21 protein-coding genes are annotated in these 21,919 nt (G+C 70.5%); all 21 read right to left on the bottom strand.

Going from position 1 to position 21,919, the window contains the following annotated elements:
- Window positions 1-47: 47 nt before the first annotated feature.
- A complete protein-coding gene (locus ACSUPR_RS00425) occupies window positions 48-704 on the bottom strand; it encodes a hypothetical protein (RefSeq protein ID WP_436888486.1) in 657 nt (218 codons plus the stop codon).
- Window positions 705-833: 129 nt separating this feature from the next.
- Complete coding sequence (locus ACSUPR_RS00420; RefSeq protein ID WP_436888485.1) at window positions 834-1,472, bottom strand: hypothetical protein; 639 nt, start codon at window positions 1,470-1,472, stop codon at window positions 834-836.
- Between the two features lie 86 nt (window positions 1,473-1,558).
- Window positions 1,559-2,179, bottom strand: a complete 621-nt coding sequence (locus ACSUPR_RS00415) for a hypothetical protein (protein ID WP_436888483.1) — start codon at window positions 2,177-2,179, stop codon at window positions 1,559-1,561.
- Window positions 2,180-2,300: 121 nt separating this feature from the next.
- Window positions 2,301-2,543, bottom strand: coding sequence for a hypothetical protein (locus ACSUPR_RS00410; RefSeq protein ID WP_436888481.1), 243 nt, complete (start codon window positions 2,541-2,543; stop codon window positions 2,301-2,303).
- Window positions 2,544-3,403: 860 nt separating this feature from the next.
- Window positions 3,404-5,881: an OmpA family protein gene (locus ACSUPR_RS00405; protein WP_436892184.1), complete on the bottom strand. Its 2,478-nt coding sequence runs from the start codon at window positions 5,879-5,881 to the stop codon at window positions 3,404-3,406.
- Between the two features lie 109 nt (window positions 5,882-5,990).
- Window positions 5,991-6,416 (bottom strand): pilus assembly protein TadG-related protein, encoded by a 426-nt coding sequence (locus ACSUPR_RS00400; RefSeq protein WP_436888479.1) that lies wholly within the window; start codon window positions 6,414-6,416, stop codon window positions 5,991-5,993.
- Window positions 6,413-6,790, bottom strand: coding sequence for a hypothetical protein (locus tag ACSUPR_RS00395; RefSeq protein WP_436888477.1), 378 nt, complete (start codon window positions 6,788-6,790; stop codon window positions 6,413-6,415). The genes ACSUPR_RS00400 and ACSUPR_RS00395 overlap by 4 nt, the downstream gene beginning before the upstream one ends.
- Before the next feature lie 59 nt (window positions 6,791-6,849).
- Entirely contained in the window at window positions 6,850-7,155 is a 306-nt protein-coding gene (locus ACSUPR_RS00390) for a TadE/TadG family type IV pilus assembly protein (protein ID WP_436888475.1), read from the bottom strand.
- A gap of 318 nt (window positions 7,156-7,473) precedes the next feature.
- Window positions 7,474-8,139: a type II secretion system F family protein gene (locus tag ACSUPR_RS00385; RefSeq protein WP_436888474.1), complete on the bottom strand. Its 666-nt coding sequence runs from the start codon at window positions 8,137-8,139 to the stop codon at window positions 7,474-7,476.
- A 206-nt stretch (window positions 8,140-8,345) separates the two neighbouring features.
- Complete coding sequence (locus ACSUPR_RS00380; RefSeq protein WP_436888472.1) at window positions 8,346-9,242, bottom strand: type II secretion system F family protein; 897 nt, start codon at window positions 9,240-9,242, stop codon at window positions 8,346-8,348.
- On the bottom strand, window positions 9,242-10,558 hold the full coding sequence (locus tag ACSUPR_RS00375) for a CpaF family protein (protein ID WP_436888470.1): 1,317 nt from the start codon (window positions 10,556-10,558) through the stop codon (window positions 9,242-9,244). The genes ACSUPR_RS00380 and ACSUPR_RS00375 overlap by 1 nt, the downstream gene beginning before the upstream one ends.
- Window positions 10,555-11,394, bottom strand: a complete 840-nt coding sequence (locus ACSUPR_RS00370) for a hypothetical protein (RefSeq protein ID WP_436888468.1) — start codon at window positions 11,392-11,394, stop codon at window positions 10,555-10,557. The genes ACSUPR_RS00375 and ACSUPR_RS00370 overlap by 4 nt, the downstream gene beginning before the upstream one ends.
- A 35-nt stretch (window positions 11,395-11,429) precedes the next feature.
- On the bottom strand, window positions 11,430-12,182 hold the full coding sequence (locus ACSUPR_RS00365; protein ID WP_436888466.1) for an SAF domain-containing protein: 753 nt from the start codon (window positions 12,180-12,182) through the stop codon (window positions 11,430-11,432).
- 36 nt (window positions 12,183-12,218) lie between these two features.
- Window positions 12,219-12,815, bottom strand: a complete 597-nt coding sequence (locus tag ACSUPR_RS00360; protein ID WP_436888465.1) for a hypothetical protein — start codon at window positions 12,813-12,815, stop codon at window positions 12,219-12,221.
- A 245-nt stretch (window positions 12,816-13,060) separates the two neighbouring features.
- Entirely contained in the window at window positions 13,061-13,537 is a 477-nt protein-coding gene (locus ACSUPR_RS00355) for a hypothetical protein (protein WP_436888463.1), read from the bottom strand.
- Between the two features lie 267 nt (window positions 13,538-13,804).
- A complete protein-coding gene (locus ACSUPR_RS00350; protein WP_436888461.1) occupies window positions 13,805-14,170 on the bottom strand; it encodes a hypothetical protein in 366 nt (121 codons plus the stop codon).
- A 689-nt stretch (window positions 14,171-14,859) separates the two neighbouring features.
- On the bottom strand, window positions 14,860-15,864 hold the full coding sequence (locus ACSUPR_RS00345) for an NlpC/P60 family protein (RefSeq protein ID WP_436888459.1): 1,005 nt from the start codon (window positions 15,862-15,864) through the stop codon (window positions 14,860-14,862).
- 62 nt (window positions 15,865-15,926) lie between these two features.
- Window positions 15,927-16,772 carry a replication-relaxation family protein gene (locus ACSUPR_RS00340; protein WP_436888458.1) on the bottom strand — a complete coding sequence of 282 codons (846 nt, stop codon included), beginning with the start codon at window positions 16,770-16,772 and terminating at the stop codon, window positions 15,927-15,929.
- Window positions 16,765-19,113 (bottom strand): type IV secretory system conjugative DNA transfer family protein, encoded by a 2,349-nt coding sequence (locus tag ACSUPR_RS00335; protein ID WP_436888456.1) that lies wholly within the window; start codon window positions 19,111-19,113, stop codon window positions 16,765-16,767. Before ACSUPR_RS00335 ends, ACSUPR_RS00340 begins: the two co-directional genes overlap by 8 nt.
- Complete coding sequence (locus tag ACSUPR_RS00330; RefSeq protein WP_436888454.1) at window positions 19,113-20,942, bottom strand: VirB4 family type IV secretion system protein; 1,830 nt, start codon at window positions 20,940-20,942, stop codon at window positions 19,113-19,115. The genes ACSUPR_RS00335 and ACSUPR_RS00330 overlap by 1 nt, the downstream gene beginning before the upstream one ends.
- Window positions 20,942-21,889, bottom strand: coding sequence for a PrgI family protein (locus ACSUPR_RS00325; RefSeq protein WP_436888452.1), 948 nt, complete (start codon window positions 21,887-21,889; stop codon window positions 20,942-20,944). The genes ACSUPR_RS00330 and ACSUPR_RS00325 overlap by 1 nt, the downstream gene beginning before the upstream one ends.
- Between the last annotated feature and the right edge of the window lie 30 nt (window positions 21,890-21,919).

Genomic DNA, 21,919 nt, shown 5'->3' with positions numbered 1-21,919 from the left:
CGGCTATGGGGGCCGCCCCGCCCCGTGTGCGGAGCGGCCCCCGGGTATCAGGCGCGGCGGGAGCGGCGCAGGTGGGCCTGGATGGCCTCACTCACCCGGTGAGCGTGGAGCGCGGCGGTGACCTGGTTGCCCATCCGGGCGAGCCACCCGGTCACGTGCCGGCCCTGGTCACTGATCGTGATCAGGGAGAACGCGCCGGTCGTCTCGTCCACCGGGCTGGTGACCGTGACCGTGATGTGCGGGGCGCGCCGGTAGGCGTACCGGTCCGTGACCGTCCTGCGCGTGGCGGTCGGGCCGCCGGGGCGCAGCCGCTTGTCCCGGTAGCGCGGTACGGCGGTCAGGTCGAGGTCGTAGCGGCGCATGTGCTGGCGCATGCGGGTGACGACATAGCCGGTCGCGGCGATGTTCTCGACCTGGTCGTCCATGCAGTCCCAGGCAGTGCAGTCCACCGCCGCGACCAGCTCCTCCCAGAACCGGTGTCCGTGGTCCCGGCGGAACGCGCGCAGGTCATGGCGCAGGTCGTGGTGGCCGTACACGATGAAGTGGGTGCGATTCTGGTCGGGGGCGATGGCCTGGGCGTGGGTGACCCGGTAGTCCTGCCGGAACAGGTCGGCGATGATCACCCCGCCGGGGCCAATCCTGTCCAGGGCGCGCAGCATGCCCGAGGTGATGCAGGCGTGGGTGAACCAGTCAGAGATCGTCACGTCAAGTCCCTCGTCGTACACGGAATGTGCCTTTCTGTGGGCGCGCCGAACACCGTGCCCGGCGCGGTTGTGGGTCGAGTCGGGGGTGGGGCCGCCCTGCCCCTGGCAGGGGCGGCCCCGGTGGGTGGGTCAGTCGCGCAGGTCCAGGTGCAGGCGGGCCCGCTCTCCGGCCAGGTCGGCGAACCGGGGTACGCCGCTGGTGCGGGTGATGCGCTCGCACCAGCCGGTCACGTGGTGGCCGCCGCAGTACAGGTCCAGGGCCGCCATCAGGCTGTGCGGCTGGCGTTGGACGGTGCACAGGGTGACGGCGATCCGGCGGTCCTGGCGCCAGGTGAAGGTGTCGTCGATGCGTGCCCCGCCGTCCTCGGTGGTGCTGAACTGGGGCCGTGCGTTGAGGTGCAGGCCGTGTCGGTGCAGGTCCTCGCGCACCCGCCACACCAGGGGGCTCGCCTCCCGGGTCCGGACGGCCCACCCCCGCAGACCGGCCCGAATGGTGCGGGTGAGGCAGGCGGCGGCCTCGCCGTGGTTCCGGTGGCGCAGGGCCAGGTCCAGGCACAGGTCGTGGTACCCGTAGACAACGAGCCGGCGCCGGTTCCAGTCCAGGTGCTCGGCGCGGGCGACGGTGTACCCGCTGCTGTCGGCGTCGGGGATGATCAGGGCGCCGGGGCCGGTTCCGGCCAGGGCGAGCAGGTCCTCAGGTGTGACCTCGGCGGTCAGCAGGCGGGCAAGGTTCAGGTCGATCACGAGAATGCGGTCCTTTTCGGGCATGCCGAACACAGGCTCGGCAGTGGTTCGGGAAGGAGGGGGCCGCCCCCGCCCCTCGCAAGGGGCAGCCCCGCAGGCGCGGCGGGTGGCTACAGGTCCAGGTCCAGGGCGCCGTCGACCGCGGCGGCGATCAACCGGTGCACCTTGTGAGGCCGCAAGGCGCCTGCGGTCTCCACCGCCATCTCGGTGACCGGCCGCAAGCCCTCACGCGGGGCCCGGAGGGTGATCACGGTCGGCTCCAGGTAGGCGAAGGAGACCGTGACGCAGGCGATCAGGCCCGTGCGGGTGCGCCGGTAGTAGTCCGTCATCCGGGGCAGGCCGGTGACGGGCACCTGAAGCAGGGGCGGGCCGTCCAGGTAGGTCCGCGGTCCGATCACCGCCTCGCGCAGCCCCTGCACCTGGAGGTTCATCGTGCGGATGCCGGGCCACTCGGTCCTGTAGTCGTTGGCGATGTCGGTCAGGTCCCGGGCGAGCCGCTCGTCGGTCACCGGGATCCCTTCCTCGTCCAAGGTCTCGGCCAGGTCCTCCAGGCCCCGGCGGCCCGCGATGATCATCCGGGAGGTGGTCGCGACCTGGTCCCGGCCGATCGTGGCGACCCAGTTGGACGCCTCGTCCCAGACCAGGCAGCTGCCGGTCGCGCTGTCGCGCAGCTTCTCGACGTCGGTCGGGGTGACGGTGATCGCCGTCGTGTAGGGCATACTCGTGCTCACAGCACACTCCACTTCGTTGGTTGTGTGGGAACCGCGCCCGCCATCGGGACTCCATGCCTTCGCGGGCGCGGTCGTTCTGGGTGGGGCCGGTCGGAAGATTGCCGTCTTCCGGCCGGCCGCATCAGGTCCTGGTCGGAACCGTCACCTGTAGGAAGGCGACCGCCTCGGCGGGCTTGCGGCTGCTCAGGTGGTCACGGGGCTGGTAGCCGAACACCGGGCACAAGGTCGAGCCGTCGTGGTGGCTGTGCTCGGGCCGGGCGAACCCCGGGGGCATGTCGGTGGGCGGCAGGTTGCGGACCTCCTCCTGGCACTCGGGGCAGATCAGGGTCACCCCGCACTGGGTCGGCCGGTTTTTCTCAGACATCACGGTCCCTTCGTTTCGATACGCGCAAAGAATGCACGAACGCGCCCGTTGAATTCGGCGGTCACTTCTCTTTGGCGGTCCGAGGTTCGCTTGGGTTTCGCGGGTTTGTCAACTCGCCCAGCGAACCTTTTTTCGCGCCCCCGGGAAACGGTTCCATTCTCCGGGGTGGACCCTAGGTGACCTTGGGTGACGCGGGTTTGTCAACTCGCGTCGCGGAAAAATTCTCCGCCCGCCCCGGAAGCCGTGCGCCGGCCCCGGTGGCACGCCAATAGCACCTTGGGTGAGGCGGGGGTGTCAACCCGTGGCGCGAGATTTCTCGTGAGAATTTTTCCGGGCGCGCCACGGGAAGAGGAACCGCGCACGCGCGCGATAGGGAACTGGCATGCACACATCCAGGTTGGCTGATCATGCTTTTCATGAAAATCGCAAATCTAGGCGATCATAACACCCATGGTTTGGGCACCCCATGAAGGTGAAAAATGAAAAGGCAACGGAGATTGTGGTAAGACCGGGGAGGAGAGAGGGGGAAGGGAGACTGAACCGAGGATGAGTCGAGCGGGGGCCGTCCGACCGCCGAAGGCGGAGGGCGGCCCCCGCCCCTACGTGAGGATGACTACCCACTGGGTATAAGTCTGGATTTCTATTGGCCCACCCAAGAGGGCTTTGACCTGCACTGATAACGCCGCCGGGGTGGGCCGATCAAGGCGGCCCATCGATCGGCGAAGTCACAGGGCCAAGGATCGGCCCTTCAATCGGCGGAGTCATCGGCGGCGTTATCGGACCTCGTGCGGCCCACGGAGCTTGAAGGCGGGTACCCGCCCGACGAAGAGTACAGATCGCTCGGCTCGGGCTCGGGAGTTCTATCGGACGAGGTCCTCAAAGAGGCTTCGAGTTTCCGGGGCAGGCTTGGAACCGCACTGCTTGAGTTGTCCCTCCAAAGCCCGGAAGCACCGATACACCGCATCCTTCCTTCCCAGGGAAGCATAGTTCTTCATTTTCTCCCGATGGAGCACTTCATTCAAGCGATCCATCTGCAATGCGCAGTCGATGAGGTGTACGCGCTCTTCTTCGGATTCGACATAGTCGAGCAACCTCACATACACATCGGCAATGATTTCCTGAAACTCGTACCGGCGTTCGGAGAACCACTCGTCATGAATTTCAGAAAGGAGGTCTGTTCGATAGAGGTCCACCAACTTCCGCAACCGACATTCCCCATCTGAATCATCCGAACTTTTCACCTCGACGTAGAGGCTGAGAAACTCGTGGACGTCGATGTCGAAGTACTCCATCTGAAGCCGGAGCCTTCCCTTCTCGTTCTCGACGACCGGTGTCTCCGGGTCCAGCTCCAGTGCGTCGCGGACGGCCTTGCGCAGAGCCGAGACCGCGTTGGACCGGAACCGGCGGGCCTGCGCCTCGGGCATCTCGGGTGCCAGGACCTGTGTCAGCTCCTGGTTGGAGATCCCCGCTGCCGGGGCGAGGGCCAGGACGGCGAGCAGGGTGTAGGTGCTGCTACGCGTCCCCTGGAGGACATCGCGGCCGTTCACCTCGCAGACCACCTCGGGGGCGAACAGCCGTACCCGTACCCTGTCCTGCGAGTCGGCCTCGCGCTGTTCCTTCCCAGCGTCTGCGGGAACGCCGGGCTGCTCCTTCCCGATCCGGTTCGGCCCGCCCGCAGCCGGGTCGGGAGCGGGCTCCGGGTCGGGCAGGGGCCGTTCGTCGTCGGTCTCTCCAGTGTGCGGTGAACTCAGGTGTCGCAGAGCGCCATCGCGCTTCGTCTCCGCATCACGGTCACGAACCCGCACCTGGTGGGCGTCTTCGCAGTCCAGCACGGCTCCCGCGTAGTCGGTGTCACCGAGTACGCAGGCCACCGCCCCGGCAGCAGCGGCCAGTTCCGCGGGTAGCCCCTGGGCAGCGGCGAGTTCGTCTGCTTCCAGCACCACCAGGACGGACTGGGCGGGGACCACGGGGTTGCCGGAATCATCATCGCCCTCGTCCAGGAGGCGGGCGCGGGACAACAGCTCCGTCTCCACCACGACCTGCGCGTGGCGCAGGTCAGGGACGATCTGCACCCCCTCCAGCGGTGCGCTGTGCGCCGTGAGGACTGCGGCGACCGCCCTGGTGGCCACCACAGTGCCTGGGGCGTGGGCGGTGACCGTGGCCGCGAGCACTCGTTCCGCGTGGGCTCCGGTGAACGCGAGACCTCCCGTGCTGTCCACCCGGACTGTGTCGGAGACGAGCACGTGTCCGTCTTCTTGGACGACAGCGCAGGCGGGCCCCGGCGCGTCCTGGTGCACCGGCCCGCTCTGCCCCGGCATGGTATCGCCGGTGGCGGAGTCCGCTACCGAAGCTCCGGGGCCTGTTGGCGGCCTGACGTTCATACCCGGCTTCCCTGGTGCGGTCGCCGTCCTCCTCCGTCCGACCGCATAACCGGCCCCCAGGCCGGCCGCACCGGACACCGCACCGACCAGGAGTGCTTCATTCCCTGCGTATCGGTGGCCCATAGCGGTCATGTCCGCCTCCGTCCGTTCCGATGCGGGGGACACTTCGGGAGGAGCCTCAGAAGCGGATTCCACGGGCGGCGCGGAGTCGGGGTCCGGGCGCTGGACGGTGTAGGAGATCTCGACCCGCCGGTACTCGCCGTACGAGGCTCTGGGGTCTGACGGGGCCTGGGCGGCTCCACTGCCCCGGACCTCGATCTGGACCTCGGCGTCCAAGTGGTCGGCCAAGTAGTCCGCGACGGCTTGGGCGCGCCTTTCGGACAGTTCCTGGTTATAGCGGGGGTCGCCGACCGGGTCGGTGTGCCCGGTCACCACCAGCGGCTCTTCAGGGTGTCCGAAGTCGGCGATCATGCCGATGGTCGGTTCCAGGGACTCGGCCATGGCCGGGGCAAGGTCAGCCGAGTCGAATCCGAACCCGGTCAGGGTGCGGGTGCGGTCGATCACCCTCCGGTTCTGCTCCTGCTCCTCACCTGCATCCCGGGGGTTCTGAACGGAAGCGGCTGCGGGTGTGACCGACGCTTCGGCCACGGTGTCCGCGTGTGCGGCCAGAGCCGTGGTGTGGGTGGTGGTCGCGGTGGCGCCTCCGGCCACCAGCACCCACACCAGTCGCACCAGCCCCACCCGCGGCACCAAACCCCGCGCCACGGCGACGATGTCCAAGGCGACGATCGCCAGGTGGACCGCCCAGGCTCCCCAAAGGCCGACCATCGAGGCGGCGATCACAGCCTCGTCGGGAACGGTTCCCCCGCGCAGGTACTGGAGGAGCCAGACCCAGGTGGTGTCCTCTCCCAGCGGCCACTCCATCCGGGTCGCAAGGAAGGGCGGGCCCACCAGCATGACCACCGTGAAAAGTGCTTCACCCGCCACGGACCACGGGCTTCGCGCCATACCTCTTCCCTTCGATTCTCTTCCAGACCTGGTGCGGGGCAGTGTGTGTCCTTCGGTCCTACTGCGGCGGCAGTGCGGTCGCGGTCGCCTCCGCCTCGATCTCGCGGACGCCGATCGGCAACAGGGCGGGGGCGTAGGTGGTGCGAACCCGGACTGCGACCTGGTCACCGTCGATCTCCGCCTGCACCGCGGCGTCCGGGGAACGGAGGTGGTCGATGGCGGCCCGGCGGGCATCGTGCGGGGCCAGCACCGGGATTCCTGTGCGGAGGGTCTCGGCCTCGTCGACCTGTTGGGCGCCCGCCCGGGCGGCCTCGTGCGCGGCCGTCAACAGTTCGGTCTTGGTGAGGAGCATCTGCCCGGCCTCCCACACCAGCGCGAACACGACCATCACGACCGGCACGAGCATGAGGAGGAACGTCGACGCGTTCCCCTCGTCCCCCGACCGGTGCAGGTGGTGCCCTGTGGTCCGAGTCGCCCGTTTCATGGCGTCCTTCCTCGGTAGGGGTCGATCGGGGACTCGGCGGAGGAGTGCAGCGTGCGCTGACCGCCGAATCCGCCCAGGTCCACGGCGCTGACCGTGCAGGCCACGTCCACCCGCACCGTCCCTCCCGGCCCGAACCGGGAGACGTCCACGGAGGTGGTGAAGGGGTCGCAGACCACGCCCCGGCCGGCCAGCTCCCTCACAGCCGTGTCGCGGGCCTGGGCACGGGCAGAGGCCGTATCGCGTTGCAGGGAGGCGGACCGGGCCGCAGCCGCGGCCGCGTCCTGGGTGACCAGGGCTGCCGAGACCTGCCGCCCCGCCACGACCATCAGCATCAGGGCCAGCAGGACCGCCGGGACGAGGAGCGTCAGTTCCACCGAGGCACTTCCGTCATCACGGCCGCACCACCGCACGTGCCTGCCCTTCACGCTCCTGTTCATGGTGCGAGGCGTTCGACGGGCCCGGACATCTCCGCCGACACCGGCAACCCGGTCCCCGGCACCAGGCTGACCGTCCGGGCCGCCACCCGTACGCGCGCCAGATCCGCAGTCCGGTCGACCTCGACCTCCATCCGGTGGAGCATGCCGCCGCCCAACTGCTCCCGCGCCTGCTCGGCCCGGCCATGGGCCGACGCCGCGGAGCCGTCGAAAGCACGGGCCGCCACCAAGGTCTGGGAGGCGATCGCCTGGGTCCGGTGCTGGGCATGTGCCCACACCCCCACCTGGGCCACCGCGAGCACCATCACGAACACGATCGGCAGGACGACGAGCGGCTCCGCACTGCCCCGGTCATCGGCGCTCCCCCGGCTTCGGCCGCTACGGCACCGGAACCGTGCGCTCATCGGTTCACGCCCAGGTCAATGGACTCGGCCGCCGTGGTGAACTCTCCGACGAGGATGCCTCCCACGGTGGTGGCGATGGCGATGGACACCACGATGACGAGGATCCACTCGGTCGTCGCCGCCCCCTTGTCGGAGGTGGCGTCGCGTGGCGGTGTCAGCCATGAGCGTGCACGGCTTCGGGCACGTTGAAGAACATCCTTCACTGGAGCCTCTCCCTGTCTAGAAACCGGCCGTCACGTGTGTGAGGGCGGCGTAGCTGATCAGCACCAGGAACCCGGCGACCAGGCCCATGGTGGGCAGGGTCATGCGTTCGGTGGCCGCGTTCGCGGCAGCCTCGGCCTCCGCCAGGCGGCGAGCGCGCAGCGATGATGCCTTCGCCGTCAAGGACGTGCGGGTATGCGCCCCGCAGGTGCCGCCCAGTTGCAAGGAGGCGGCCAGCTCCGCGAGTTCGCGCACCCCGGTTTCACGGGCCAGGGTTTCCAGCCCTTCCCACACGGGCCGGTGGCGCAGGGTCGCCGCGTGCACGGCCCGGCGGATCCGCTCAGTGGTGCGCCCGCTCCCGTGCTGGAGGGCGGTGGTGACCGAGCCGGTGGTCCCGGCACCCGCCGCCAGGCCCATCACGACCAGGTCGGCCAGTACTGACGCGGCCGCGCGGAGTTCGTTCCGGTGCTCGGCGGCGGCACTGTGCGCCGCCAGGTCCGGGGCAAGGAATCCCGCCACCGCGACCAGCACGGCGAGCAGCCACACCATCGCGGGGTAGGGAGAGACCACGGAGCCCGCAGCGGCCAGCACCGTTGCCGACACGACGCCGATCCCGGCAGCGGCGGCCTTCTCCGCCTGGTAGGCCTCCACAGAAGTCCCCGCCGCCGCGAGGGTTCGTGCCATGGCTGGCCCCGGGATACCGGTGCGGTCCAGGAGGCATCCCGCGCGGTGCCCCAGCCGCCGGGCCCATCCCTTCTCCGAGCGGGAGCGCGACTCGGGTACGGGGCGGGGTGTGAGGCGCTCGGTGAGGGTCGGGCGGCGCACCGCGTACGCGGCGGCGCAGACCCCTGCACCGACCATCGCACCGGCAGCGGACATCACGAACGCGCTCACCCGGCACCACCGGCCCCGGCCGTCTCCACCGCTGACAAGGTGAAGGGGCGCACCTGCTCAGGCGGTGAGGCCAGGCGCGCGAGCCAGAAGAACGAGGCCGCCCACAGCCCCCCGGTCAGCGCGAGCACGAGCTGGCCGGAGACCGTTCCCAGGGGAGCCAGGAACGCCGGATTGAACACCGCCATGCCCAGGATCATGAACGTGGTGGCGGCGGCGATGATCCGTACCGAAGAGCGCACCCGCGCGCGGGACGCCGATACCCGTGCGACCGTGGTCGCCCTCTCACGTGCGGCCTCCGCCAACCGTGACAGCACCCCTCCGAGGTCGCCGCTCTGTCGGGAGGCGCCCATCGTCAGGGCGACCGCGATCAGGTCGCCCAGATCGGAGTCGACCTCGCGGGCGAACACCGCTGCCGCCCGCTCCATCGGCAGTCCGGCACGCAGCCGGGCGTCCAACGCCCGAACCTGGTCGCGGACCGGGTCCGGGGCGACGGGCACCGTGGCGGTGACGGCCTGGTGCAGTCCCGAAGCCCCGGTGATCATGTCGCGCAGCTGCTCGGCCCAGGAGGCCAGGGCCTCGGCGAGGTCGGCTTCGGCACGGGTCGTGGTGTCGGGGCCGAGCAGGACGGGCATCCACCACCCCGCGGCGGCGGCGAGCACGGCCCCGACCGGCCACCCCGTCACCAGACCGGCCACGGCTCCCGCGCCTACGGCGCAGGCCGCGCGGATCCAGGTACCGCGTTGACGCGGGAGCCCCAGCCACCGTCCCGGGCCGGTGGAGGGGACACGCCAGGGGATGAGGGTCATCGTGTAGGCGGCGCAGGCGATGCCCGCCCCGACCAACCCTCCCCCGAGGGCGGGTGCGCCCACGGCCCAGTCCCACCACGGCGTCATCACGCCCACCCCCGCATGGGGTATCCGGCCCTCACGAGGCTTCGGCCGGTCAGGCCGCTCGGAGGGCACACGATCTGCCCGGCGGGATCGTCGGCTTCCCGGGTGTACAGCTCGTCCGAGACGACCTGTTCGCCTTCGGAGCCCACGACCTGGCGGACGCTGGTGACCACCCGAGTCCCGTCCGGGGCCATGTCGATGTGGACGACCAGGTGCACCGCCGTGCCCGCCAGCGACGCCGTCGCCGAGGGGGTCATCCGTTCCGGGGCCTGGGCGCAGTACGCGGCCAGCTTGGCGAACACCTGCTGTGAGCTGGACGCGTGGATGGTGGACATCGACCCGTCCGTGCCCATGCTCATCGCGTTGAGCAGCGCGATGGTCTCCGGTCCCCGGGTCTCCCCGACGATCACCCGGTCCGGGCACATCCGCAGCGCGGCCCGCACCAGCTCGGCCAGGGTGACTTCGCCGAGGCCTTCGATGTTGGCGGGCCGCCCCTGTAGTGCCACGACGTTGGCGTCCGTCAGGTGGCGGTGCAGTCCGAGTTCGAGCGAGTCCTCCACGGTGATGATCCGCTCGCCCTCGATCGTGCCCGCCAGTGCACGCAGCAGGGTGGTCTTGCCAGCGTTCGTGGCTCCGCTGATGAGGAGGTTCATCCGGGCCTTGACAGCCGAGACCAGCAGGTCGCGGGCGGTCTGGTCGATCATCCCGGTCCGGGCGAGATCTCCCAGCCTCGGGTACCGGTCGGGGTGGCGGCGGATCGTCACGGTCGGACGGGCCGCGATCCCGGGCATCACCGCCGACAGACGGGAACCGTCCTTCAATTCCATGGACAGGATCGGTGCCGCCGTGTCGAAGCGCCGTTCCCCGCCGGGGGCACGGGCAGCGATCCGCTGTACCAGGGAGACGAGTGCGGAGTCGGTGTCCACGACGGCCGGGCGGCGTTCGCGGCGTCCCCCGCCGTGGTCCACGGTCACCGGGTCGTTTCCGGTGATGTGGATGTTCTGCACCTCCGGCTCGGCGAGCAGCTCTTCCAGCGGCCCCAGGCCCAGGACGTGGTCCAGGACCAGGCGGCGCAGCCGAGCCTCGTCCACGGCAGTGAGCGCCGCCTCTCCCCGTATCAGAGCGGTGCGGGCGCGCTCCTCCAGGAGCGCGTCGACGAGTCGGCCCACGGACTCGGAGTCCGCAGCCCTGCCGTGGTCGGTGATGAGCTGCTCGGTGATGCGGCCGGCCAGCGCCACCGCCGTGGTTCGAAGGGCGGCCTCGTCCGGGCCGTCCCGGAGGGTCGGTGCCAGTCGTGGAACATCGTTCGTCGCCGTCATGCCGCACTCACCGCCGTCGTGTTCTGCCCCTGGCCGTCCAGGCCGAGGCCGGAGAAGTCATCGCACAGTTCCGCCAGGGACTTGGCGGCCCTGACCAACGGCATCCACTCCATGCCGTCGGGGTCGCGACGCTGGGACCGCCACGCGGCCCAGCGGTCCCGCAACCGTGTGGGCGGCCGGTGCTCGCCGCGTACCAGTGCCGCTCCGGTGGGGTCGTGCGGGATACGCGCCCACACCGGCAGCCCGAACACCTGGGACACCTCCTGGTCGGGGTGCGGGCAGGTGCCGGTCACGGCCAGTCCGACCCGCATCCCGACCTCCTTCAGCGAGGCCAGGACCGGAGCGCACACCCGCAACCGGTTCGCGTGCCCTACGTCGCCCGGATCGGTGAGGACCACGACGACGTCCGCGCAGCGGACCAGGGACGCCCCCGCGGACCCCGGTACCGCCCGCCCAACATCGAGCACGGTCACCCGCCCCGCCCGCAGCAGGGCGGGGTTGTGGGCGAGCATGGCCACAGCGCGGCCCGCCTCCAGCGGGTCGGCCGGCGCGGCCACCACCCGCAGACCGCCGGGCAGCTCCACCGCGTGGTCCAGCACCGGCGAACCCGCCTGGGACGCGTTGACCACTCCGACCTCCGCCCAGGCATCGGCGGGCACCGGCACCGGTGTGCGGGAGGCGGCGGCCAAAGGCACCAGCCCCTTCTGTTCCCGGCCGAGATCGATGCCGTGCCAGGAGGCCACGTCACCGCCGGAGGCGTCGGCCTCCACCAGCACCGGCACAGTCAACGGGGTGGAGGGCCAGCAGGCGGCGATCGCCGTGGCCAGACTCGTCACGCCCGGTGCCCCGCTGAGTGAACACACCGCCACGATCATTCGCTCTCCTCCCCCACCACATCCGTTCGGGCTTCCTCGCGCGGGTCGATCACCGCGACCTGTACGTCTCCCCCGGCCGCCGCCTGGGAGAAACGTGCGGCCCGGTCCCGGGGCAGGACCACCTCCACCACCTGCCGGCCGCCGCCGAACGCGTCCTCGCTGTTGGAGACCACGCGGTGCACCAGGCCCGTCACGACTCCGGGAGCGCCATCCGGGCCGTCCGGCTCGGATTCCTCGCCCTCGACCGCTTCGTCCGGTACCGCGCGGGTGGCGATCAGGTCGACCCTCGCCCCCGGCTCCATGTCCTGGGGAATCGTGGCCACGGGTACCGCGACCAGTGCGGTGCCCGGCTCGGGCCACAGCCCGGAATCGGTGACCGAGCCCGCAACCAGAGGGGACCCGGCGGGCATCGGCCTGCTCAACGCCATCCCCTCCACGGACTCCGGCGCCAGCAGTCGGAGCCCTTCGACCCCTCCCGCTTCGACCGAGGACACGTCCTGGGCGGTGAGCACGTGACCGGCCGGAAGGTCGGCCGCGAGCACCGCGACCGTGCGCGTGTCGTCCGAGGCGAGTCCCGCCCAGGCTCCGGCGAAACCGCCCGAAGCGATCAGGGCCCCGGCGAGCAGACCCCACTTCCACCGGCGGCGCGAGGTCGCGGCCAGCCGGACCGACTCCCACTCCCCTTCCGCCCCGGCCGGACTTTCCCTGGTTTTCCGGTTGTCATGCTTGGGATTCGCGAGCGCGACCATCCCTCCCCCTTCTTCGTCAACGCCTGTTCACCGCTCTCAGCGGCTGTCGGTGACCACCGAGTGGATCTCGCTCACCGGCACGGCGACCGTCGCCGCCGTCGTCAGCGCCTCCAGGTCTCCACTCCTGCCGTCACTGGCCGACCACGACACCTTCCACTCCCATACCGCAGTCAGGTCCACCGTCGCCCCGGCACCGCCCGGGGGCAGTGCCGTGTAGGTGTGCCCGCAGTCCGGGGAGCCCTCCTCCCGGTAGACGGCCTCGGAGAACACGGTGCCGGGCCCGGTGCACACCACCTCGTGTCCGTCCCCGGTGTCCCACACCACCCGCTCCGGGGTCGCAACCACCGTCACCGACCCCGCACTCACCGAAGCCGTCGCCGACACCGGCGCCCAGTCCGCCTCGGCCACCCACATCCACTGGGGGATGTTCACGAACCGGAGCTTTTCCGGTGTCGGCGCGACGCCGATATCGGGCTCGGGCAGGCGCATCACCGCCCGCGCCTGCTCGGCCAGCACCGCGGGGTCGAACACCGGCACCCGCACGGTGCTGCCGGTGCCCTCGCACTGGGCCATGCCCGGCGGCGCCTCCAGCGGGCCCTCCACTCCGGACTGCCCGAACTCCGTATTCGGCATCACACAGGCAGGACGCCCTCCGCCACGCGCATCGGGGCTCCCTCCAGAACCCCCTGCGGCAGGACCTCCGCCACCGTTCCCCGAAGCACCGGAGGTCCCGGCTCCGACCCGGCACTCACCGCTGGAGCAGTCGGCCGAGGCGAGGAAGTCCTCGGTCGCCGCTGCCGCAGGAGCCGTGTGCAGTACGAGGCATATCACCACCGTCCCCGGGACGAATGTCTTCTTCAGGGAAGGGGATATGCGCCTCAGCATGAGCCGTAGCCATCGAGCCAGAGGTCGGCGACCAGCCATCCGCCCTCGCCGGAAACGACCGTGGCCTCCGCCGAGCGCTTCCTCTCCCCTGTATCGGCGGCCTCGTCCCCCTCGGTGAGGAGCCACTCCGAGCTGTCGACACAGTCCTCGATATGCACGCTGGTGGGAGCGGCTTCAGGTTCGGTGCCGACTACTTCTGGGGAGAGCACGGGCTCTCCCGTCGCCGCCACACCGCGCAGCATCGCTGTGGTGAATTCGAGGGCCTGCCCCGAGGCGTACTCCTCCAGGGCCGGGTGGCCGACCGCTCCCTCATGGGAGCCTTCGACCACCACGTCCCACATACCGCGATAAGCATCCAGTGCCAGTTCCTCCGCTGTCGGGCCGGCGGGGACCGCGAGAGCGGGAGGCGTGCGCGCCGGCTCATCGACGGGATCGCCCTCCTGTGTCGCGCACCCCGTCAGCATGACCACCGCCACCGCCGCCCAACCCGTAGCAGGCACACGCATGCCCCACCGCCGATTTCTCACCGGGCACGGCCCTGACGCCGCGCTTTCGATGAGTGACAGTAACCACACGCAGAGTCACTCCACAACCGCTTCTTGAACACTCACGGTGACCAAAACTGTGAAGAGAACCACGAGGATTTGATGTCGCACGCCCTACCTGCACAAACACCGAACGCGAGCAAACGGAAGGGGCCGCCTCCACAGGGAGGCGGCCCCAAATCACGCCTGAGATCAGACCGCGGGCACCCGCAATGCGTCCCACCGGCGGATCAGTCCGGCCAACTCAGCCCACTCACCAGGAGTGTCCCTGTCGGCTCCTCGGGCGAGGACGTTCGGCACAGGTCCTCCTCGACAGGAAGCGGGCGTTTCCATGCGCAGCCGCTCGGCCCGCTGGCGCTGCTCGTGCGCGACCAGGTACGGACGCACCGCCCGTATCCCGTCCTCGTCCACACACCAGCCCGGGCGCGGCAACCGCACCGGGGCGCCCCGCACGCCCCTCTCGTCACCCTCGGTGAAGAGGATGAGCGACCGGTCCGCGTGGGAGCGCCGAGCCTCGTCGTAGCGCCGCACCCACTCCGGCTCACGATCCGAACGCATGGCTGTGGAACTCGCGGGCTCCGGGGACGAGGCCGACGTCGGCCCTTCCGGGGTCGCCGGATCTCGGGCAGGCGCGGAGCCCGCTCCGACGATCGCGGCGAGCACCGCGCCTGCGGCGCACCGCAGGCTGTCGGCCCACCTTCGTCGGCGCCTGCGGTGCCGACCCGTACCATGACCCATGGATCTTCCTCCTGGTGCTCTCAGGTGGGGGATCACGCCTCGGTCGGTGCGCCATCACCGTCCGGGGCGCCTTCTCTTCTGTGCTCTTCTCAGTACTCGTTTCCGTGTTCCGGGCGGGGCGGGTGTCAATGGCCCCGAAGGTCGTTCGCCCCTCGAAGCTGCGCTTCCTCTCCCCACCGGACACGGTGAGTCCGGCCCTGCTATGCGGAAGCGGTCCGGGGCCGGGCGGGATGTTTTTCTCTCAAGGCACACTCGGGCATGACAAAATCCCCCATTTCAGACATAAGAAATAAGCCGTTTCCATAAGAACGGCCGCGTTCACCCGGGCTGAACAGCGACGATGTTTCCCCATACTCGCGAGAAGTTTCAACCGGAATGGTTCGGAAAAGTCATCACGCTTGAAAAAGAGGGGGCATCACGCGACGGCGCCCCAGGGGGCCGCCAGTCGGCCCCGTGGACGCGGACGGCCCTGGATCGGCCGTCCGCGCCTCCAGGGCGCTGTGGGCCCGTCAGCCCGGCCTGACGGCCGCCACGAAAACGCTGCTGTAGTAGGCGCCGTTCACCGGTTCGACGCGGATCAGCTGGCCGGTCCTGGGCGAGTTGACCATCTGCCCGTCGCCGACGTACATGGTGACGTGCGAGGGCGAGCCGCCGGGCGCTCCGGTGTCGTAGAACAACAGGTCCCCCGGCTGGAGCTCACCTAACCCGATACGGGTTCCGGCATTGACCTGGTCGGTGGTCACCCGCGGAATGCCCACTCCTGCCGTCTCCCACGCCCGCATGACCAGCCCCGAGCAGTCGAACGCGCCCGGCCCCGTCCCACCCCACAGGTACGGCTTGCCGACCTGGGCCAGGGCCCACTGTGCCGCCGCCCGCCCCTGCACGCTCCCGGCCCCCGAACCCACCGCAGGAACCGGGGCCGCCCGGACGGCGACTTCGGCGTAGGAGTCGATGAACCCGCGCACCTCCTCCACGTAGGAGGCCGACCTGTTGTAGCGCAGCAGCGCCGATTCGAGGTCGTCCTCATCGGTGAAATCCACGGCACCGGCTTTCGGGCGGCTCACGCACAGGTAGACCGCCGCGCTCCACGCCGCGTCGAAGATGTTGTGCGGGTCCGCGACACCGTCACTGGACGCATCGAGACCGTGGGAGGCCCAGGTGGTGGGGAGGAACTGCATGGGCCCCACCGCGCGGTCGAACCCGGTGTCCCGGTCCCACTTCCCACCGTCGCTGTCGGGATGCGGGGTGGTGTTGCCGCCGGCCCCTGAACCGTCCAGGCGGGGCCCGGTGATCAGCGGCCGGTGCACCAGCCCCGAAGCGGAGATCTCGCTGCCGGCCGCATGGCCCGACTCCCTCCTCCCGATGCCCGCGAGCACGGGCCACGTCATCCCCTCACAGTCCGGGTACTCCTGCTCCAGGTGCCCGGCCGCACGAGCGTAGGCCGACAGCACCACGTCGGGAATGCCCTCCACCCTCTGCGGAACCGATGCCAGATGTCCTCCGGAATCGGCCATCGCGCCGATGAGCACCGGTATCAGCAAGAAGACCGCCCCTGCCGAACCGGCCGCGTGACGGATCACCCCGCCCCCCGACCGGAGAAGTCGTGGCGGTGGGCGATGTCCGTCAGCCTCCACCGGTCGCCGGTATCCCGAGAACCCACGGCCCGCCACACCGCCCGGTCCGGCCCCGGATCGGCGAGCCGCGCGTGGGTGGTCACATAGGCCGCGACCATGTCGGTGACGTCACCGGCCAGCTTCGCCTCCAGGTGCTCGGCCCGCTGGTCGGAGTGGACCGCGAACAGCACGATCGAGGGCAGGGTGCTGTGCCGTGCCAGGTTCGCGTACCCCGTCATCTTGTGGCGGAGCCTGGATAGGGATTCGGTTCCGGTGTCGTACTCGAAGAAGGCGTGCAGGACACGCTCTTCCTGGAACCACCGCACATAGGCGTCCGGGCGGATGTGGACGCCCCAGCGGCGTGCACATTCCCGCTCGCCGTACCAGCGCACCAGCTCTCCCGGGCCCCGGCCGGCCTCGACGAAGCAGACGTAGCTCTCAGCGAGGCCCCACATGTGTTCCAGCTGCACCGAGTACCTCAGCCGCATCGCCTGGTCCCTGCGGAACCCCAGGTCGGCGACCTGGACCTCGCGGTGGAGGGCCAGCAACTCCACTCCGAGGGGAGCCAGGAGCCAGTGATCGGGAAGTGTGCCGCGCGCCGCGTACCTGCGGAACCGGTCCAGCACCCCGTACCTGTGCAGGATCAGCAGGCGACGGCGGGCCCGCCGTTCGCCCGTGTCCGCGAAGTACAGTCTTTCGATCTGGTGCGTGGTGAGCACCTGGTGGTCGTGAACGGCGCAGATGATCGCCATGTCGCGTTCGGTCAGCCTCGTCGACAAGGACTCCAGGGTGTGACCGTGTTCAGTCATCCAGCCTCTCCTCACGGGGTTTCTGTGACGTGGTGCCCGTGCCGCCCTTCCCGGCTCCGTGACGTCGTGCGGCTTCACGGACCCGGGTCGCCCGGCCCTTCACCCCGGGCGGGAGCGGGCGGGTGCGCACCGTCGCCGCCCCCAGCTCCTTCGCCCCCACCAGGGGCCGCACCGCCGCCTGGTAGGCCCCCAGGTGGGTCAGGTCGTAGGCACCCAGCACGGGGTGGGTGTGCTGCTGCAAGCTGGCGGCATCGTCGGGGGAAGCGGAGAAGTAGACCTTCGTGCGTGCGTTCGCCGACACGGCCTTGCGCAGGTCCGCGGGCAGCTGCCCGAGCTCCTGGTGGGCGAGCGTCAGCCCGAGCCGGTAGCCGCGGGCCTCGGCGAGCATGTCCTCCAACGAGCCCGGGAGGTTGAGGAAGTTCTGGCACTCGTCCACGTACGCGCACAGGTCCTTGCGCTGCGCCTCGGGCGTGTGGATCCGGGCGGTCACCGCCTGCCAGGTCGCTGCGAGCGCGAAGCTGCCGATGAGCGAGCTGGTGTCCTCCCCCAGACGCCCCTTCGGCAGCCGGAGCAGGACCAGGTGACCGCTGTCGAACAGGGTGGGCAGGTCGACCGTGGACGGCCCCGAGGCCACCACCTGGCGCACCCACTTGCGCAGCAGGGCGGTCCGCAGTTTGTTGAGCACCGGTCCCGTCACCGCCGAGCGCGCCGAGACCGTCAGGCCGGAGTACCAGCCCCAGAAGTCCTCCAGTGCCTCATCCCGGCCAGCGCGCGCGGTGACCTTGGCCATGACCGACTCGCGTAGAGCGTCGTCGGCGAGCAGGCGCGGGACATCGCCCAGGGTCAGCCCGGGATCGTCCGCACGGGTGAGGGTCAGCGTCGCCGCGCGCAGGATGTCGTCGGTCCTGGGCCCCCAGTACTCGGCGTAGATCCTGCGGAAGATGCCCACAACGGTGTCGGAGACGAAGTCCGCGTCGCCGCCTTCGAGCAGGTTCAACCGGGGCGGCGACTCGTTGTCGTCAGGGTCGAACAGCACCACCTTGTCCACGGCGTGCTCGGGCAGGCGGGCGATGATGTCGGTGACCAGGTCCCCGCGCGGATCGATCACCAGCCCTGCCCGCCCCGCCTCGGCATCCTGGAGGACGAGGTTGGCGAGCAGGGTCGACTTGCCCGAGCCGGTCTTGCCGAGGATGTGCGTGTGCTGCCTCGCTTCGACCACCCCCACCGCGATGGGGCGGGGCGTGCCCGCGTCGGCGTCGCCGATCACCCGCGTGTCCTCACCTCCTCGCGGAACGGCCGGGGACGGTGCCGCCGGCCGGGCTCCGGCGCGGGTCAGGCCCGGGACGGTGGTGTCGGTGGGCAGGTGCGCGATTCCGGCCAGCTCGCCGGTGGTGAGCAGGTACCCGTGTCCGAGGAACCTGTTGGCCGCCCACCAGGCGGGAGCGATCATGAGGCGGCGGTCCAGGTGGTTGGTGCCGGAGGTGAACGCGGCGAACGCCGAGGCCACTCCGTGCGCCCGCCCTCGCAGACGTTCCTTCGCTTCTTCCCCGGTGTGGGTGGTGGTCAGGACGTACGCGGCATCGCACGTCAACCGGGGCGAGGACGCCTTCGTCAGGATCGCCCGCACGTCGTCCCCCGTCCCGGGCAGCATCGCTGGCCGGGCTCGGGTGCCGTGATGGGCGGGGTCCAGGGCGTCGACCAGGTAGGTCGCCATCCCGGCATGGCCGTGCAGGTGAGCAGCCGCTTGGCGGGCATGGGCCGCCCGCCACCCCGTGGCGGGACGCGCGGTGACCCTGACCAGGGCGTGCTCGCCTTCGACGAGGTCCTCCAGCGCCCCCAGGAGGGGCCGGGCCGGATCGTCGTCGAACCGGGTCCGCAGCGGGAACACCTCCCCGCGGCCCAGGCGCAGATGACCGCCCGTGGTGTAGGCGCCGGCCGGGAGCGGTGACTCACCGGGGGTGAGGTGCCGGGTGGCGGTGGTGGCGCCGGGCCAGGCCGAGCCGACGGCGCGTTCGACCGTCCCCGGGGGCACGGTCCCGGGCACCCACACCTGGAACCTGACTCCTGAGGCGGAGGCGATGACCTCCATCGCGAGGTGGGGTTGGAGCAGCCACCGGGACCAGCGGGGTTTCAGCAGCCCCAGGGTGTGGTTCCAGAACGCGGTGGCGTTCTCCAGTGTGGCCTCGGGCGGAGGCAGGATCTCCACTACCCGCGCCTGTCGGGACAGGTAACGGTGACGGGCCAAGCGCACTCCGAGCACGACCGCGCACACCGACGCACCGGTCAACGGGATCATGCCGAGGACGAGGAAGAAGCCCCCGTTGAGCAGGAAGCCGACCATCACGCCACCGCCCCGTCTTCGAATGCTTCCGGGTCGTGGTCGTGTTCCCGGGTCTCGGGCTGTTCCTGTGCCTTCATCGCGGCCAGCTCGGCGGGGTCGGAGGTGATGAGCCGGTGCTCCTCAGCCGAGGCGATCGGATGGAAGCCGACCCGCTGGTGCCCGGAGACCAACAGGGCGCTGCCCCGGGGAGCGGTGCCGACCAGGTGGGTCTCCCCGGCCGAGAGGTGGAACGTCTCGGCCACCTGGTCGAGGTTCTGCGGCGCCTGCTTCAACAGCACCTGTGTGGCGGCGTTGGCGACGACCACCCGCCCGAGTTCGGTGCCCAGGACGTCGCCGACGTCCTGGGTGATCAGGGTGAGCCCCACCCAGTGTTTGCGTCCGGCCTTGGCGAGCCTGGCCAGGTAGCGGGCCGCGGCCGGGTCCTGGAGCAGTAGCCAGGCCTCGTCCACCACGACCATGCGGGGCCGTGTCGGTGTGGCCGCGGTGACGTGCCGCCAGATCGCGTCCAGCGCCAGCAGCACGCCCACGGCCCGGACCTGGTCCGGCAACTCCTTGAGGCAGACCACGCTCAGGTGGCCGCCCACCCGGCCGGTGGAGGGACCGTCGAACAGAGCCGTGTGCGAGCCGTGGACGAAGGGCCGCAACCGGTCCGCCAGCTGTTCGGCCGCCGATCCGAGTTCCTTCCCCAGACCGGGATCGGTGGCCGCCTCCTCCAGCGCGGCGGACAGGTCCGCGAGAACCGGTGCGGTCCTTGCCCACGTGGCCGGATCCCGGGTGATCCCGGCCTCGGCGTAGGCGGTGATGATCGCCCGGTCCAGCACCGCCTTCTCCGTGGAGGACAGTTCGCCGACCATCGCGCCGACCAGGGTGTGCAGGAAGAGCGCCCGATTTGTGAACGCCTGGTCGTCGTCGCCGGCGGCGGGAAGGGTGAAGGGGTTCATGCGCCCCTGCTCGGTGCCCAGGCGAATCGCGGTGCCGCCCACCACCTCGGCCATGCGCAGGTATTCGCCCTCGGGGTCGATGACCGCGACCTCCACCCCCACCAGCAGGGACCTGAGGACTTCGAGTTTGGCCAGGTAGGACTTCCCCGCTCCGCTGCGCGCGAGGATCACGCTGTTGTGGTTGTCCAGGCCGCCGCAGAACCGGTCCCACGCCACCACGCCGTTGCTGTGGGTGTTGGTGCCGTAGACCACGGTGGCTTCGCCCAGGTCTGTGATCAGCTCCGGTGAGGTGAACGGCAGCAGTGTGGACGCCGCGTCGGTGTCCATCGACCGGACCGTGCCCACCGGGTCGGTTCCCAGGGGGAGGGTGGAGATCCACCCCTGCAACGCCCGGAACGTGGTCGGGACCGCGTCCACCAGCAGGGACGCGCACAGCGCGCGCACCTGTTGAAGCTCGGCCTCCAACGCCTCCAGGGTGGGGGCGTGCACGGTGAGGTACACCCCCACCCGGAAGAGCCGGCCCTGCCCGGTGGCGATGCGGTCGGCGATCTCGGCGGCGTCCAGCGCGGCCGTGACCTGGTGCGGGTCCTCCACTCGCCCCTGTGCGGTGCTGGTGCGGTGTGCCGACTCCAGACGGGCTCGGCGTTTGCGCAGTTGCTGCGCGGCCGTCGGCGCCGGGACCGGAACCAGGTGGAAGGCGATGTCGAGCCGACCGGGGTAGGTGAACAGCGGTTCCGCCCACCCGGCGCTCACCTCGCGCGGGAACCCGATCACGGCCAGGGTCTGGCACACCCCGCTCTCGATCTCCAGGTGCCGTGCTCCGACACGGACGGCCGGGCCTCCCAGTGCGGGTGATCCGGATCGTGTCCGCAACCAGTGGAATCCCATTAGTGCTCCTCGCCTTCGTGCGTGTATCCGTCGGTGGTGTCGGTGTCCGGCGCTGGAGTGGTGAGGCTCCTGTCCGGTGGGGCCATCGCCTGGCGCAGAACCTGTTCGGCCTCGGTTCCCTCCAGGACCTGGGTGCGGATGCCGAGGGTGGCGAGCCGGTCGGCCACGTCCTGTGCGGTGCGCCGCAGAGCGGTCCCAGCCCGGCGTGCGGAGCCGGTAGCGGTGAGCACGGCCACCACCTGCTGGTGCGACAGCTCATGCGTCGCGGCCAGCTCGTCCAGGAAGTCGGCATGCGCCGACGCGGCTTCGGCCAGGGCCGGATGCGGCAGGTGGGCGGCGCCGTTGCGTACCATCGCGGTGAACCCCGTCAGGTCGGCGCTGCGGCGCTGGACGAGGAACTGCACCGGCTCGGTGAGCGCGTCCAGAACGCCCGCGAACGCCGCAAGGGCCTGGTCCTGCTCGCGCCCGGAGGCCAGTTGGAAGGGGATGGTGGTGCAGGCGATCATCACCGCACACCGCCCACCCAGGTCGATCACCCCCTCCGGGGAGATGGCCGCGGCGGGCAGCCGCAGCGGCTCCAACCGGGGGGCGCGCCGAATCCGGGGCGCCCATCGCGGCCGGTCGGGGATTTGTCCGGACGGTGCGGACACCAGGTGCTTGGGGGCACGCAACCACGCAAGGGCGCTGGCCACGACCCGCTCCAGGCCCCGGCCGTCGCGCTCGCTCAGGGCGAGGGCAACGACGACGCCCAGGAACGGAATGAGGACCGCCATGATCGCCCACCAGGGAACGTGGCCACGGAAGAGCAGGTAGATCCCCCACGCCCCCGCCAGTGCGGGGGCGATGATCAGGCACTGCCGCGCGGTCAGGCCGAACAGGATCGGTTCGGGCCGGTCGATGTCGGCGGGGATCCGCCCCCGCCACGACAACGCCTCATCCGATGCCATGGGCACCTCCTCCTTCTCAGTCGTGTTCTT

The organism is Nocardiopsis dassonvillei (assembly GCF_964273065.1).
Taxonomy (GTDB): domain Bacteria; phylum Actinomycetota; class Actinomycetes; order Streptosporangiales; family Streptosporangiaceae; genus Nocardiopsis; species Nocardiopsis dassonvillei_B.
The sequence above is the reverse complement of the archived record's forward strand: the minus strand, read 5'-3'. Positions and strand labels throughout refer to the sequence as shown.